Source organism: Planktothrix tepida PCC 9214 (assembly GCF_900009145.1).
GTDB lineage: Bacteria > Cyanobacteriota > Cyanobacteriia > Cyanobacteriales > Microcoleaceae > Planktothrix > Planktothrix tepida.
The window spans coordinates 1-230 of the sequence record NZ_LN889827.1 but is presented as its reverse complement, the minus strand read 5'-3'; the positions used below and the strand labels follow the sequence as shown (position 1 = coordinate 230).

The window sequence follows — 230 nt, the reverse complement described above, 5'->3', positions numbered from 1 at the left end:
GTCTGTTGTTGATAAACTATTAAAGCCTTGTGATAGCAAGCGATAGCTGCTTTTAAATTCTCTTGGGTATTTTCTATTGCTGCTAGGTCTGAATAGGCAGTCCCCAGATTATTATTAGTCGTTGCCCATTGTTGGGGGTAGGTCTGTTGTTGACGAACAATTAAAGCCTGGTGATAACAAGCGATGGCTGCTTTTAAATTCTCTTGGGTATTTTCTATTGCTGCTAGGTC

1 protein-coding gene is annotated in these 230 nt (G+C 40.4%); it reads right to left on the bottom strand.

All coding sequences use genetic code 11. The features are described from left to right. A partial coding sequence (locus tag PL9214_RS31785) for a hypothetical protein (protein ID WP_186440509.1) occupies positions 1-230 on the bottom strand: 230 nt, incomplete at both ends.